General features: G+C 52.1%; 5 protein-coding genes and 2 pseudogenes. 6 read left to right on the top strand and 1 reads right to left on the bottom strand.

The genetic code is table 11. From position 1 onward, the window contains the following. Window positions 1–231: 231 nt before the first annotated feature. The 6 genes and pseudogenes from ABLN87_RS21835 to ABLN87_RS21810 all read left to right on the top strand — a co-directional run bounded on the left by ABLN87_RS21835 (window position 232) and on the right by ABLN87_RS21810 (window position 4,989). Window positions 232–2,469, top strand: coding sequence for a hypothetical protein (locus ABLN87_RS21835; protein WP_353014205.1), 2,238 nt, complete (start codon window positions 232–234; stop codon window positions 2,467–2,469). A 420-nt stretch (window positions 2,470–2,889) separates the two neighbouring features. After that, on the top strand, window positions 2,890–3,036 hold the full coding sequence (locus ABLN87_RS21830; protein ID WP_353014206.1) for an IS3 family transposase: 147 nt from the start codon (window positions 2,890–2,892) through the stop codon (window positions 3,034–3,036). Between the two features lie 181 nt (window positions 3,037–3,217). Continuing rightward, window positions 3,218–3,420, top strand: a pseudogene (locus ABLN87_RS21825) (helix-turn-helix domain-containing protein); the annotation flags it as partial. Window positions 3,421–3,506: 86 nt separating this feature from the next. Then, window positions 3,507–3,662 carry a hypothetical protein gene (locus ABLN87_RS21820; protein WP_353014203.1) on the top strand — a complete coding sequence of 52 codons (156 nt, stop codon included), beginning with the start codon at window positions 3,507–3,509 and terminating at the stop codon, window positions 3,660–3,662. 334 nt (window positions 3,663–3,996) lie between these two features. Continuing rightward, complete coding sequence (locus ABLN87_RS21815; protein ID WP_353014202.1) at window positions 3,997–4,350, top strand: hypothetical protein; 354 nt, start codon at window positions 3,997–3,999, stop codon at window positions 4,348–4,350. Window positions 4,351–4,569: 219 nt separating this feature from the next. After that, window positions 4,570–4,989: a thermonuclease family protein gene (locus tag ABLN87_RS21810; protein ID WP_353014201.1), complete on the top strand. Its 420-nt coding sequence runs from the start codon at window positions 4,570–4,572 to the stop codon at window positions 4,987–4,989. A gap of 1 nt (window position 4,990) precedes the next feature. Here ABLN87_RS21810 and ABLN87_RS21805 read toward each other — a convergent pair. Continuing rightward, window positions 4,991–5,097 (bottom strand): annotated as a pseudogene (locus ABLN87_RS21805) (IS5/IS1182 family transposase); the annotation flags it as partial.

Below are 5,097 nucleotides of genomic sequence, written 5' to 3'. Positions count from 1 at the left end.
CCAGACGCGCCATTTGCGCCTCCGTCAGCCAGAAAAGATCAGACATGTTCACCGCTCGTTTTTGAGCCGTGAATCAGGCCGCTAAGCGAAAATCAATGGGTACAGAGCCTAACTTGGAGATTAACTTAATTGTAGTTAATCGACTTCGATATGATTGTCTAACCATAACAAATAACCTGACAGGCCGCTAATGCGATTGGAAGCGGTCAAAAACACAATATGAGAATAACTATGGAAAACATTCATGGCTTTAATAATAACTGGCCAATCTTGAGAGCACCAAGACACGAAACCAATGAACCACGTCGTAGCGCTGGCATCCGCGAGCCTAGACGTGCAGCCGAGAAACAAACACCTGCCATGGTTTCTAGCGCCCTTGGCTCTTCTTCGGGACCATTGAGTGCAAGATTTGATACCGCGGGCATAGAAAAAACGGGTTTGTCCGCGAGCAGGCGAATTGAAAAACGATTCGAGCAGACAACGTCCGGGCAGGCTAGCTACAATGGGTACTCGTACGGAGCTAAATACCTTGGTGTGAGATATGATCATCCTGCCGACGCGAGTTTGTATGATCGGTGTGCGCACCGTTCTCAGATAGTTAGCACAAATGATGAGGCGCAAGGCGGGTCCAACAGTTACCGAGCCCTAACTATAGCTGACTGTTCAATGCCTGACCATCATGTCATCGACATTCCGGAGACATCTCTTGAACGGCGTGCAATCGACCTGCTAAGCAAAAAAAAAATACAGGCCAAGTCTGCTGATCTAAAGCTGCAAATGATCAATGATGCTTTAGAGAGTCACGGATCTGGCAGCAGTCTTTCTAAAAACGTCAGAGCACTGGCGAACAGTCTTACTGAAAGTCCAAGCAATGGTAACCGTCTCGCGAATGCGGAACTTCGCGATCGATTGATTAGTCTCGTAGCACAGGTTGAGGTGAATATTGCAGGCTGTAAAGAAAGCTATGAGAGCTTCCTCAATTTCCGCGCAGATCAAAAGCGAAGAGGTGTGGAAGGGAGAGTGTTTGATACTCGAGATCTAGGGAGCACCTTTTGCGCTAACACACTAGCTTCAATTTTGTTGCGTAGTTCGGCACAATCGCTGATTGTAACAGGCGCTTCTTCTCTATTGCAAGTCGGTACAATCGCTCTTATCAAGCATATGGTCAAAGATGATCCCAGCTTGATCTCACAGAAGATAATCGACCGAATAAGACAGAGCGAAGCTACAGATTCGGAAGGCACGATCGCGGTTCCCTTCGAGGACGCACCACTAGCAGAGTATTATCTTGATCCCGATCAGATCTCAGACATCGAAGCGAGCGTCGGTGATCTTACGCCAGAGGCTATTGCTCAAATTGCAGAAGAAAGCACCGTATTGTCTGAAGAAGAGATTGATCTCGCGGCCGAACTAGTTGCCAAGCCCGGGAGTACCTATCTGGACGAAGCTACCAATACGGTCGGATCTATCATGGCGACCGAAGCCGGCGTGGGGTCAATACGCGGCGTTGCTCTAGCTTGGGCGGATAGTAAAACTGAGGGCAGCCTCAAAGAGCGTGCGGCTCAGGAAGCGACCCGGCCGCCGGCTGAATCCGACCGACCAAGCCGCTGGGCTACCGCTCTGAGTGCGGCAAAAAGCTCGTTGCCGTCACAGCTTAAAGGATCCGCAGTTTCAAGCCTTATCGCAGTCGCCGTTAGTTCGGTGTTCGGTGCAAACAATAAGTCGATAGCCGGTCTTAGTATTGACGCCGCGAAAACCGTTGGTTTCTCTCTATTGGCGGCAGGAACAAATACAACGATCGATGCAGGTCGCGAAGCGCTTATGCCCGAATCGGCTGGACCGGCAACGAAACAGACCGTAAAAGCCGCTATTCGCGTGGCGGGTCGAGTCGCGGTTCAGTACATGAAGTCTGCTATAAGCGCTGCCGCAGACCCTAGCAAAGAACCAGCTGCGGAAATCCTTCATGCACGAAATTTGATTCAAGCCGGTGTGGGCGGTGCTATCAAAGAAGGCGCAGGCGCCCTAGTCCAGACGATAACGTCTCAAAACATGCCCCCGAATGAGATTTATCGTCGGGATTGCGTTACCGCCCTCAAATCTCTTGCCGAACTCAGGCGCTCTCTTGCTGAGTTTGGCGAACGTGGCCGTGTATCGCAATCTGAAAGCGGACTAGATACGGATACAATTAGATCAATAGACGCAATCTTCGAACTCATACAAGAAATGACGTTTTTTGATAGTGAAAGTAAGGGCTTTAACGACCGCTTTGATCGCTATGAAGAAGAACTGGATCGCCGAAGTGGTTTGATTTTGGAGGAAGTTGCTGTCGTTCATGGAAGCCAAGCTCCTGAAGAAGCTGAACCGACACCAGCAGCCCAAAATTCGAGCAACGTCAGAAGCCCAGAAATCGAGCTTGAGGAAATTATCATTGACTCTGGTTCCTCCGCTGGCAGTCAGTTTCGAGTATAGGTGTTTTCGTATGCCAGATTGATGCTGACGTCTGGAGTTCCCCCTGTTTCCTGGACGGTTATGGGCTTAGGGATTCCAGCCTTTCAGCGGCGGCCCTTTCGTAGTTGTTAGATGGGCACTGCCAACTTGTATTGACCCAGCCCCCTGAAGTCAGGCCACCGAGGTGTTAGTAGTCGGTCCAAGCAAAGGATGGACTATGAAACGCGGATTTAGTGACGAGCAGATCATTGGGATGATCAAAGAGTACGAGGCCGCGCTGAAAGATCTAGCGACAAAAAACTACTGACGCCCGATGTCAAAAGACGGGCCGTGTCGGACGTGATGGGTCGGCTCGGCCTGTCAGAATGTCGGGCGTGCGAGTTGGCTGACCTTCATCGGTCCGTCTTGCAATACAAGAAGTAGGATCGGTGCGATGAAGTCCTGCGTAAGCGATTGCGCGAGCCGGCCAATGAACGACGTCGGTTCGGGTATCGCCGTCTGGGTATACTTCTGGCCAAAGAAGGGTTTGAGGTGAACCACAAGAAGCTGTTCCGGCTCTACCGCGAGGAAGGGCTGGCGGTGCGTTGAAGAAGGTCCCGCGAGCGGGCTTGGGCACGCGCAGGCCCATTCTAGTGCCGGATCGCGCCAACCAGCGCTGGTCGTTGGACTCTGTGTCTGACGCTTTCGAAGATGGGCAGCGGTTCCGCGTCCTTTGCATCGTGGATGATTGTACGCGCGAGGCGCGGGCCACCGTCGTTGATCGTTCCCTGAGCGATCGCAGTTGCCGACCAAGCGCACTTTGGAAAAGCTGGGCATTCCGAAGACCACCTTCTATCGCTGGTACGACCGATATCTTGTCGGTGGCCCGAAGCGCTTGAAGATCACAGACCTACGCCGTCGCGGGTCTGGAACCGTATTCCTCAATCCGTGCGCGAAAAGATCAAGGATCCGGCTCTGAAGGAAAGTGAGCTTGGCCGAGTGTCGTAGCCTGTCAAAGACCAAGTCTCCGGATGTTCCCTGCATAACCTTCTGTGGTGAACTGGATCAGCTTGTTGACAATGCGTCAATCAAACGCCGCATGGCCCAATGGCGAATTTTCGATGATCCGCAATGCTAAACATGACGTGTTGACGGAAATCCCGGAAGTCGGCGGAGATGTGATTACAGAGATCGTTGACTTCTTTTCCAAGGTCGATACGGCGGCTAAGTCATGATCGTAGCCTTGGGGATTTGAAACTGTAAGGGCTTGAGCGAGAGATAGGCTCAAGCCCTCAAGTTTTGCCCGCTTCCTCGTCTCTTGCCGAAGTCGGTTTCCGCGTAGCTGATGGGTGTAAAATCAGTGGCTGTGCAACGTGCGCAATCGAATAGGGGCAGACAATTTAGCCCTTAAATTATTGCTTGAACACGCGGTTTCTGGTCAAAATTAGCGTGAGTCGCAGGCCGCGAAAAAGACAAAAAAAGTGGCTTGCATACAAAACACTTATACCGTAGCAACCCAAGTGCATCGTGTGTACTTGGGTTTCTACGGTCGCAGACCGGGGTGAAACCATGACAGAAAACATTCTAACACAGGGGCCGAATGTGGTCAGCGAAGATGGTTTCAAGCAGTTGTTCGACGAAGGATATTTTGCAGAAATCGTGTGTATGCAAAGCGCGGAAAAGCAGCATAACTCGTTCTCTGGTAACTGGATCATCCGGGCGGTCTCTCCTGACGGCCAGGTTGAAAAGGTTCTGGTCACGTCTAGGAAAGATTTCAAGGTGCGTGAGTTCCGTACCATCAACGGCCTGCATGGCTTCTTCCATCAATTCAACCTCAAGATTCAGCACGTCCCTTGGCACGAGGGCGTTCGGTGTCGCATCCGTTTGCCGAAATTTGAGGAAGCTGAGCGAGAGCAAGAATAGCCGACTACTCCTACCTAGGATTGTCGCTGGCCTTGCTGTTCTGTCGCTCAATGCGGGCGCTGTTGCGCAGACCTTCAGGGCACAAACAAAACCCGAAGTAGCAAGAACAGTTGCAGCCATTCACCCGGCACCGCAGGGGATAGGGTGCCTTGTAGCGAGCGCACTTTTACCCGTCGCCGAAGGTTTCTGCGTTGGAATCCATCGAGGAGGGCAGGGCGCATGAACAAGCTCATTGTCGCCTGCATGGTGTTGGCCGGACTGCTTTACGCAGATCATAATTTTGGCCGTACATCAAAGGTTCTGAGTGCCGATGAGGTTTTCGCCGTTGATGGCGACACGATTGACCATGGCGATGACCGCTACCGGCTTGTTGGTTTCGATACGCCCGAGACTTACCGCCCGCAATGCGCAGCGGAAAAGGCTCTGGGCCTGAAGGCGAAAGCGCGGCTGACAGAGCTTATTGAGACAGCGGGCCAAATCAAGTTGGTCATACAACCAGAGCTGGACGAGCATGACCGGTTCCTAGCTGTTGGGCGCGTGACTGGCTCGGAATGTTGGGACCATCCTGATTTCAGAAGGACTTGCACGTGCATACTGGGGCGGCAAGCGCCAGTCCTGGTGCATCTGATCGGAGATTAGGTCATGTTGACAAATGACGCAGCCAGAGGCGGATTGATGTGATGTCGATGAAGCCGAGGTAGCTTTCGGCTGTCTTGTCATATCGTGTTGCGACACGGCGGGTATTCT

The organism is Ruegeria sp. SCP10, assembly GCF_040329495.1.
Classification (GTDB): Bacteria; Pseudomonadota; Alphaproteobacteria; order Rhodobacterales; family Rhodobacteraceae; genus Ruegeria.
The sequence above is the reverse complement of the archived record's forward strand: the minus strand, read 5'-3'. Positions and strand labels throughout refer to the sequence as shown.